Raw genomic sequence first — 8,696 nt, 5'->3', positions numbered from 1 at the left:
ATCCGTCGCGGGCGCAGGAAATTTGAGAGGAGCTGTCCTTAGTACGAGAGGACCGGGATGGACGCACCGCTGGTGTACCAGTTGTCTCGCCAGAGGCATAGCTGGGTAGCTATGTGCGGAAGGGATAAGTGCTGAAAGCATCTAAGCATGAAGCCCCCCTCAAGATGAGATTTCCCTAGGCTTTTAAAGCCTTAAGACCCCTGAAAGATGATCAGGTTGATAGGTCCGAGGTGGAAGTGTGGTGACACATGTAGCTGACGGATACTAATCGGTCAAGGACTTAATCAATTAAAAAGCGGAAGCGCCTGTCCATCGATGTTTGCTAGTCGATAGGCGCTGGAGCTGGATTATATTCAAACCTTCTTGTGTTTGTCTTCTCCTTTATCTGGTTTTGAGAGAACAAAGTTCTCTAAAGAATCTACATCCAGTGCAAATCAATCGTCTGGTGACAATAGCGAAGAGGTCACACCCGTTCCCATCCCGAACACGGCAGTTAAGCTCTTCAGCGCCGATGGTAATAAGGGGCTTCCCCTTGTAAGAGTAGGACGTTGCCAGGCTAAATGAAAAGCACGTTCTCATGTATCGTGCTTTTTATCTGAAATAAAACTTGATTTATTAAAATCAATCATGTAGTATGTTAGTTGTCGCTGATAAAAGCCTTTATTTTTTATCGTCGCGGGGTGGAGCAGTCTGGTAGCTCGTCGGGCTCATAACCCGAAGGTCGTAGGTTCAAATCCTACCCCCGCAATCTTTCTTAATACATAATTAAAAGAAGATCGTTAGGTCCGGTAGTTCAGCTGGTTAGAATGCCTGCCTGTCACGCAGGAGGTCGCGGGTTCGAGTCCCGTCCGGACCGCCATTTTTGAAACGAACAGTGGTGTTCGTTTTTTTGTATTTAAAAAATGAATTGGCAACAAAGCTTTTTGCTCATTCCTTTTTTTTCGGGTAAACTGGTAAGGGAATGATTCAAAAGGGGAATTGACGAATGGCGAATTATGAAATGAGGTCTAATCGGCCAGAGGATACCTATTGGATAGCAGAAAAGCTTGGGAAGCTTCTAGCCCCAAATGATGTGATATTGCTTGAGGGGGATCTTGGAGCAGGAAAGACAACTTTTACAAAAGGGTTGGCTGCCGGATTGGATATACAGCGAACTGTGAATAGTCCTACCTTTACGATTATAAAAGAGTATCAAGGGAGATTACCCCTCTATCATATGGATGTTTATCGAGTAAAGGATTCACTCGAAGATTTAGGACTGGAAGAATATTTTTACAACCACGGTGTTTCCGTAGTTGAATGGGCCCATTTGATAGAAGGGCAGTTGCCTTCAGAAAATCTTACGGTATATTTATATTATGACGGGGATACCAGTAGAAAATTGGTGCTCCAACCTAAGGGAAAAAGGTATGAAGTGTTATGTGAGGAGTTATGGAATGAGAATTTTAGCCATTGATACATCCAATGAGGTGTTAGGAGTAGCACTGTTAAATGAAGATACCGTTATTGGTGAATATATAACAAATATGAAAAAAAACCATAGTGTTCGGGTGATGCCGGCAATTGAAAAATTGCTTGCTGATTGTGAAACGCAGGCAACGGATTTAGATAAATTGATTGTTGCGCAAGGTCCTGGTTCGTATACAGGAGTACGGATCGGTGTGACGATTGCCAAAACGATGGCATGGGCATTGAATATTCCTTTAGTGGGTGTTTCCAGCCTAGCTGTTCTCGCAGCATCGGGACGTTATTTTGATGGCTATCTCTCTCCACTGTTCGATGCTAGACGTGGGTTAATTTATACAGGATTATACCAATATCAAGATGGAGGTCTGGTTACGGTCATAAAGGACCAAAATATTTTGTCTCAAGAATGGGCCGAACAGTTACAAACGATAAAGAAACCGATTTTATTTATTGGAAATGATACGCCTATTCACCAAGATATTTTAACAAAGACCTTGCACGATCAAACCCATTTTGCCGGAATGACGGAAAAAAATCCTCGTCCGGGGGAATTAGGAAAGTTAGGGTTATCTTTGGATGAAGTTCATGTCCATTCCTTTGCCCCGAATTATGCACGACTCGTGGAAGCGGAAGCGAAATGGTTAGAGAAACAGGAGCGTAGAAACTGATGGAGCGATGTAAAGACACCGAGATAATCACTTATCGAGTGGCAACAGTAGCCGATATTGACCAAATTGTTGAGATTGAGAAGGCGGCTTTTACAGTGCCTTGGCCAGCGGAAGCCTTTTACCAAGATATATTGACCAATCGTTTTGCGCTGTATTTGTTAATGGAGTATAAAGGAGTAGTGGTTGGATATTGTGGTGTTTGGATTGTGGTTGACGAAGCTCATATTACGAATATCGCCTTACTTCCCGAATATCGTGGTAAAAAATTAGGAGAAACATTGATGAAAAAAATGATGTCATATGCTAAGGAAGCGGGAGCCGAAAAGATGACTCTTGAAGTAAGAGTGAGCAATATTCGGGCTAGATCACTTTATAAAAAGTTAGGCTTTCAAGAAGGCGGTATCAGAAAAAGTTATTATACAGATAATCAAGAAGATGCATTAGTGATGTGGGTGAATTTATAAAATGGATAAAAATTTATTGATCTTAGGTATTGAAACAAGCTGTGATGAGACGGCTGCAGCGGTCATAAAAAATGGAAAAGAAATTCTTTCGAATGTCGTGGCCTCGCAAATTGAGAGCCATAAACGATTTGGCGGTGTCGTGCCAGAGCTTGCTTCAAGACATCATGTGGAGCAAATCACAATAGTGATCGAGGAAGCTTTGAGAGAAGCTGGGGTTCCATTAACAGAGCTTGACGGAATTGCTGTTACAGAAGGTCCCGGCTTAGTAGGTGCCCTGCTTGTTGGGGTCAATGCAGCGAAAGCTTTAGCTTTTGCCCATAATATCCCGCTTATTCCTGTCCATCATATTGCTGGGCATATTTATGCCAATCGGCTGATCGCTGAATTAAAATTTCCATTACTTGCTCTTGTCGTGTCTGGAGGACATACCGAGTTGGTCTATATGGAAAAGCATGGCTCTTTTCAAGTAATAGGAGAGACATTGGATGATGCAGCAGGGGAAGCTTATGATAAAGTAGCAAGAACATTAAAACTACCTTATCCGGGTGGACCGCATATTGATCGTCTTGCTCAGGAAGGAAATCCAGTCATTGATTTGCCAAGAGCTTGGTTGGAAGAAGGATCCTATGATTTTAGTTTCAGTGGTTTAAAATCGGCTGTGATTAACACGCTCCATAATGCGGAGCAAAGAGGAGAGACGATTGCTAGGGAAGACCTGGCAGCTAGTTTTCAAGCGAGTGTCGTAGAGGTCCTTACACAAAAAACCTTGCGTGCGGCGAAGGAGTTTCAAGTTCATCAGGTGCTGTTAGCTGGGGGCGTTGCAGCCAATCACGGCTTACGGACGGCATTACAGGAGGCTTTCTGTATATTACCTGAGGTGGAACTAGTTATTCCGCCTTTAAAACTCTGTACAGACAACGCAGCGATGATTGCGGCGGCGGGAACCGTGTTATTTGAACAAGGAAAACGTGGGAAAATGGATCTGAATGCTTACCCGGGATTGGATATAGAAAGTTTTTGAGGCTCATCTGTGAGGATGAGTCTTTTTTTAAAGATAAGAAAATATATTGGGTTAGGAAAATTGCACATGAGTGGTTTGACTACCAACCTAATTGATTAGTTCTGTATAACCAATTTATGCAAACCAGTATAACCGCACTTACTGATATGATTTTGCAACGTAGTATACATATAGACATGAAAGAGTGAAAGGAAGGTATTGTATTGCCAAAGGTATCGGTTATTATGACAAGTTACAATAAACCAGATTACGTTCAAAAAGCAATTTCTGCGGTCCTGAATCAAACCGAGAAAGATTTTGAGTTGCTCTTAATGGATGATAATTCTGACGATACGACCCAGAAAATGATTACCCCTTTTTTGCAGGATAAGAGAATTCATTTTTTTCGTAGTGACATCCAAAGTACTCAAGAGCGGGTGGAGAAAACCCGTTATGCTGTCTTAATCAATCAAGCTTTGGAAAAATCAAAGGGAAAATATATTACGTATGCAACAGATGATAATCTCTATAAACCAAATCGACTACAAGAAATGGTCCGTTATTTGGATCAAAACCCCCATGTTCAAATTGTTTATTCAGGTTCAAAAACGATTTATCTTGATAAAAACGGGGAAACAACAAAGGAAATTGTGCGGCCCGCTAAATCAATTACATGGAATGCGCCTTGTACACTGGATCATTGTGCAATTATGCACAGAGCGTCTATCCTTCCAATCATCAAAAGACAATGGGGCTCTTATTGGGATGAGGATCCGCAATTTTATCGAATTGGCGATGCTCGCTTTTTTTGGAGGCTCAATCACTTTTGGCCTTTTTATCCGATTCATCAAGTATTGGATGAAAACTATATCACGTCAAGTTCCATTCACTATCAGCTTTTTACAGAAAAAGATAATGAGTTTGCCAGATTGCTCCCTGAGCAACGCAATTGTAAGGAACTTCGAGAGGATTTACGCAGAAGAAGGATGTGATTTGGTGGATGTGTATTTGAAAAATTGGTTACTAAATCTAGAATTTATTGAGGATTTTTCAAGCTTAACGTATAGAAATATTCCGTTGCCACTTTTAAGTCATTTTTACTCCTATTTAGACCAATTATTTCTTCAAGACATGATAAAAAAGTATGTCGGATAAACCAGTCAATGGAAGGAGGTGTTACCTTATCTATGTTTTTTAACGGAAAGAGAATATTAATCATCGGTGGTACAGGAACGATTGGCAAGGGCTTGCTGGAAAAGGTCCTACAGGAGGAACCAAAAGTGATTCGGATTTTTAGTAGGGACGAACAAAAGCAATTTCTTATGCAAAATCAGTTCGCTCAGGATGCTCGGCTCCGCTTTTTGATTGGGGATGTCAGAAATTATGATCGCGTCCATACTGCGATGGAGGATATCGATTATGTCTTTCATACGGCCGCGATGAAGCATGTTTCTTTTTGTGAATATAACCCATTTGAGGCGGTTTTAACGAATATTATTGGAACCTATAATGTGATCAAAGCAGCGATTGCCCAAAAGGTAAAAAAAGTCATTTTTACAAGTACAGATAAGGCGATTTCACCCACCAATAATTATGGAGCAACCAAGCTAACAGCTGAAAAGCTGATCACTTCGGCTGAGTATTCGAAAGGGTCTGGAAAAACAGTCTTTGCTAGTGTCCGATTCGGCAATGTAATGGGGTCGAGGGGTTCTGTTATTCCTCTGTTTAAAAAGCAAATTCTTGAGAATAGGGAAATGACTGTTACCGATAAAAGCATGAGTCGCTTTATGATGACATTAGATCAAGCGACAAGTTTAACCATCGAAGCGATGAAATTAGCGAAAGGCGGCGAAACTTTTATTCTTAAAATGCCTGTCGTCTCTTTAGGTGATCTTGTGCAGGTTTTAAAAGAAGCAGTTTCTAAAAAGTATCATATTCCTCCTGACAACATCATGATCAAAGAAATTGGATTACGACCGGGTGAAAAGAAATATGAAGAACTTATGACTTACGATGAATCCCTTCATGCTATTGACCTTCCGAATATGTTCATCATTCCATCCCCATTCCAGCAATCATCACAATATAAAAATGGAAAAAAAGCAAAACCTGGAACGTATCAATCAGGAAATCAAGAGCCCATTCGTAAAAAGGAGCTTCGAGAATTACTTGAAAAATTAATATGAAAGGAGACAAAATGATGAAGATTTTAGTAACAGGTGGAGCTGGGTTTATTGGGAGGTGGGTGACGAAAAGATTATTAGAAGACCAGCATCACGTATGGGTGGTCGATAATTTAGCGAACTCAAGTACAACAAATATAGAGGAGTTTATCTACTATGACCATTTCCAGGGATTCACAAAGGGCGATATTAAAGATAAGGGGGTCATAGAAGATTTATTTAAAAAAGGCGAATTCGATATTTGCTATCACTTAGCTGCGAGTATCAATGTTCAGGATAGTATTGATGATCCTTCCACCACATTTGAAAATGATACCATTGGAACTTTCCACGTATTGGAGTTATGTAAAAAGTACAACACAAAGCTTGTCTTTATGAGCACATGCATGGTATATGACCAAGCCCAAAGTGAAAAGGGAATTAGTGAATTAGATCCGATTAAACCAGCATCCCCTTATGCAGGTGCAAAAATTGCTGCTGAAAATATGGTGTTATCCTATTATCATGCCTACGGATTACCTGTTGTCGTTGTTCGCCCCTTTAATACTTATGGTCCTTTTCAAAAAACAGGTGGAGAGGGTGGAGTGGTGGCGATCTTTATTCATCATCAGTTGGCTGGTAAAAGCTTAAACATATACGGAGATGGGACACAAACAAGGGATTTATTGTATGTGGAGGATTGTGCGGACTTTGTTGTAACAGCAGGTTATTCGGATCAAGCGAACGGTCAAATTATAAATGCTGGAACAGGGCGTGATATTGCGATTCATGATTTAGCTTCATTAATCGCCAAGGATGCATCTCGAATCCGACATGTGGAACATATTCACCCACAAAGCGAGATTCCTAAACTACTATGTAACTATGAAAAGGCAAGAAGGCTTTTAAACTGGGAGCCAAAAGTTTCACTGGAAAAAGGGATTAAACGCACTGAACAATGGATTAAGGCTTCTACAGGAAAAAAGGAGGCATCAGGCTCATGAAGGAATCATCTGATATTGAACCAGTACGAGATTCCTTTTTGCCATATGGAAGGCAATTTATTGATCAAGAGGATATTCAAGCGGTGATCAATGTTTTGAAAAGTGATTATCTAACTACGGGGCCAGAAATTCATCGGTTTGAAAAAAGGATCGCGGAATATGTTGGTGCAAAATATGCCGTTGCTTTTTCAAATGGCACAGCAGCTTTGCATGCGGCTTGCTTTGCAGCCGGCATTCAGCAGGATGATGAAGTGATTACGACCCCGTTAACATTTGCGGCAAGTGCAAACTGTGTCCTCTATCAAGGTGGGAACCCTGTTTTTGCCGACATCGATGAACAGACATACAATTTAGACCCAGAGGAAGTAAGGAAAAAAATAACAAGTAAGACAAAGGCGATGATACCGGTAGATTTTACCGGTCAGCCTGTTTGCCTAGACAAGATAATCGAGATTGCGAAAGAACATGATTTAGTTGTGATTGAAGATGCGGCCCATGCGTTAGGAAGTACCTATAAAGGGAAAAAAGTTGGTTCCATTAGTGATATGACGATGTTTAGTTTCCATCCTGTTAAACAGATCACAACAGGGGAGGGCGGTATGATAACGACAAATCATAAGGAGTATTATGAGAAATTAGTACAGTTTCGCTCCCATGGTATTACACGAGACAGAGAAAAACTGATGAATGATCATGGGCCATGGTATTACGAAATGCAACATCTTGGCTTTAACTATCGGATGACAGATATCCAGGCAGCTCTAGGGAACAGTCAACTGAACAAATTGGATCGGTTCATTTTTAGGAGACGAGAAATAGCCATCATGTACCAAAAGGCGTTTAAGGACATGGATGAAGTGATTCTGCCCCTTCAAGGGAACGATGGACAATCCAGTTGGCATTTGTTTATTCTTCGATTCAAAAGCAAGAAATTATTTGTCGATCGTAAGACTATATACACAGAATTGACCAAGCAAAATATAGGTGTCAATGTCCATTATATCCCTGTCTATCTATTCCCCTACTATCAACAATTAGGTTATCAGCAAGGGCTTTGCCCAGTAGCAGAAAAAGTATATGAAGAAATGATTACACTGCCATTGCACCCTTCCATGACAGATGAAGATGTTCAAGATGTGATCACAGCAGTAAAAAAGGTCATCCAAAAATATTCAACCAACAAGGGCATAAAATGAAAAAGATCGCGATTATTCAAGCGAGAATGGGATCGACACGGCTTCCAGGAAAGGTGCTCAAAGAAGTTCTAAATAAACCTTTATTAGAATATCAACTAGAGAGGGTGGCAAAGGCAAAGAAACTGGATGGGGTTGTCATTGCCACTACAACCAATGCACAAGATAGCGCCATTGTAAAATTATGTGGGAAAATGGGTGTTCCCGTGTTTAGAGGTTCTGAAAAGGATGTTCTAGCTCGATATTTTGCGGCAGCTTCCCACTTTCAGGCAGATGTGATTATTCGTCTAACTTCTGATTGTCCAGTTATTGATCCTGAGATCATCGATAAAGTGATTCATGCCTATCTCGTGCATCAAAATCAATATGATTATGTTTCCAATACGATTAAAAGAACGTTTCCTAGAGGAATGGATACGGAAGTGTTTTCCTATCAAGCCCTTCAAAAATGTCATGAACAAGCAAAATTAAAAGGTCACCGTGAGCATGTCACTTCTTATATGTATCAACATCCCGAGCAATTTAGCCTATATAATGTAGAAAATCCAATCGATGAAAGTGCCCATCGCTGGACAGTGGATACATGGGACGATTTTTTGCTGATTAAAAAGATCATTGAATCGCTATATCCTTCTCAACCAAATTTTACAACCGCAGACATCCTTTCAACCCTCGATTTGCATTCTGAATGGCGAGAAATCAATCAACATGTAGAACAAAAAAAGGAGTAGGTGGCCT

At 40.7% G+C, this 8,696-nt stretch carries 9 protein-coding genes, 2 tRNA genes, 2 rRNA genes and 1 pseudogene; all 14 read left to right on the top strand.

The annotated features are described in order from the left end of the window. Nucleotides 1-288: ribosomal RNA gene (locus tag MUB24_RS10845) — 23S ribosomal RNA — on the top strand; the annotation flags it as partial. 153 nt (nucleotides 289-441) lie between these two features. Continuing rightward, a 5S ribosomal RNA gene (gene rrf / locus MUB24_RS10840) occupies nucleotides 442-557 on the top strand. 117 nt (nucleotides 558-674) lie between these two features. Then, nucleotides 675-748 (top strand) — tRNA-Met (locus tag MUB24_RS10835). Nucleotides 749-782: 34 nt separating this feature from the next. Further along, nucleotides 783-859: transfer RNA gene (locus MUB24_RS10830), tRNA-Asp, on the top strand. A gap of 126 nt (nucleotides 860-985) precedes the next feature. Further along, the gene (gene tsaE, locus MUB24_RS10825; protein WP_244703891.1) at nucleotides 986-1,456 is read left to right on the top strand and encodes a tRNA (adenosine(37)-N6)-threonylcarbamoyltransferase complex ATPase subunit type 1 TsaE; all 471 of its coding nucleotides are present in this window, start codon (nucleotides 986-988) and stop codon (nucleotides 1,454-1,456) included. Beyond that, nucleotides 1,437-2,135, top strand: a complete 699-nt coding sequence (gene tsaB / locus MUB24_RS10820; RefSeq protein WP_244703889.1) for a tRNA (adenosine(37)-N6)-threonylcarbamoyltransferase complex dimerization subunit type 1 TsaB — start codon at nucleotides 1,437-1,439, stop codon at nucleotides 2,133-2,135. Before tsaE ends, tsaB begins: the two co-directional genes overlap by 20 nt. Then, nucleotides 2,135-2,599 carry a ribosomal protein S18-alanine N-acetyltransferase gene (gene rimI, locus MUB24_RS10815; protein WP_244703886.1) on the top strand — a complete coding sequence of 155 codons (465 nt, stop codon included), beginning with the start codon at nucleotides 2,135-2,137 and terminating at the stop codon, nucleotides 2,597-2,599. The genes tsaB and rimI overlap by 1 nt, the downstream gene beginning before the upstream one ends. A gap of 1 nt (nucleotide 2,600) precedes the next feature. Further along, nucleotides 2,601-3,620, top strand: a complete 1,020-nt coding sequence (gene tsaD, locus MUB24_RS10810) for a tRNA (adenosine(37)-N6)-threonylcarbamoyltransferase complex transferase subunit TsaD (protein WP_244703884.1) — start codon at nucleotides 2,601-2,603, stop codon at nucleotides 3,618-3,620. Between the two features lie 203 nt (nucleotides 3,621-3,823). After that, the gene (locus tag MUB24_RS10805) at nucleotides 3,824-4,591 is read left to right on the top strand and encodes a glycosyltransferase family 2 protein (protein WP_244703882.1); all 768 of its coding nucleotides are present in this window, start codon (nucleotides 3,824-3,826) and stop codon (nucleotides 4,589-4,591) included. A 1-nt stretch (nucleotide 4,592) separates the two neighbouring features. After that, a pseudogene (locus MUB24_RS10800) lies at nucleotides 4,593-4,715 on the top strand (spore coat protein); the annotation flags it as partial. Nucleotides 4,716-4,786: 71 nt separating this feature from the next. Continuing rightward, the gene (locus tag MUB24_RS10795) at nucleotides 4,787-5,785 is read left to right on the top strand and encodes an SDR family NAD(P)-dependent oxidoreductase (protein ID WP_244703880.1); all 999 of its coding nucleotides are present in this window, start codon (nucleotides 4,787-4,789) and stop codon (nucleotides 5,783-5,785) included. A 14-nt stretch (nucleotides 5,786-5,799) separates the two neighbouring features. After that, nucleotides 5,800-6,765 (top strand): dTDP-glucose 4,6-dehydratase, encoded by a 966-nt coding sequence (locus MUB24_RS10790; RefSeq protein ID WP_244703878.1) that lies wholly within the window; start codon nucleotides 5,800-5,802, stop codon nucleotides 6,763-6,765. Further along, the gene (gene pseC, locus MUB24_RS10785) at nucleotides 6,762-7,961 is read left to right on the top strand and encodes a UDP-4-amino-4,6-dideoxy-N-acetyl-beta-L-altrosamine transaminase (RefSeq protein WP_244703876.1); all 1,200 of its coding nucleotides are present in this window, start codon (nucleotides 6,762-6,764) and stop codon (nucleotides 7,959-7,961) included. The genes MUB24_RS10790 and pseC overlap by 4 nt, the downstream gene beginning before the upstream one ends. Continuing rightward, nucleotides 7,958-8,689 carry a cytidylyltransferase domain-containing protein gene (locus tag MUB24_RS10780; RefSeq protein ID WP_244703875.1) on the top strand — a complete coding sequence of 244 codons (732 nt, stop codon included), beginning with the start codon at nucleotides 7,958-7,960 and terminating at the stop codon, nucleotides 8,687-8,689. Before pseC ends, MUB24_RS10780 begins: the two co-directional genes overlap by 4 nt. Nucleotides 8,690-8,696 lie beyond the last annotated feature (7 nt).

The organism is Lederbergia sp. NSJ-179, from assembly GCF_022867885.1.
In the GTDB taxonomy this organism is placed as follows: Bacteria; Bacillota; Bacilli; order Bacillales; family Bacillaceae_C; genus Lederbergia.
The sequence above is the reverse complement of the archived record's forward strand: the minus strand, read 5'-3'. Positions and strand labels throughout refer to the sequence as shown.